The following is a 369-nucleotide window of genomic DNA, read 5'->3' as shown; positions in this document are numbered from 1 at the left end:
TACTGGCCGCCTTCAACCCCAGGGTGGTGTCGAAGCTTTCATCGCCCTTGTAGAACAGCTCGTAGCGGTCGTCCGTGCGCTCGGTGGCAAAGTGCGCCATGCCTTGCGGGTCGATATAGCCCCATACGTCGGCCAGGGCGATATGCTGCACTATTGAGAGCAGGAAACCTATACAGAGTGAGCGGCAGAGGCCTTTTTTGTTCATAAGTTAGTTACACGTCCAGCTCGACGGTGTCGCCGTGCAGTTCCATGAGTTCACGGCGGGAAGCGGCTTCGCCCTTGCCCATGAGCTTGGTGATCAGGTTCTCGGTCTGGGCGAAGTTAACACTGCCCAACTGTACCGGCAAGAGGCGACGGGTGTCGGGGTTG

The sequence above is a fragment of the Rhodoferax sp. RT5P35 genome (genome assembly GCF_056521385.1).
This window is presented reverse-complemented; position numbering follows the sequence as displayed.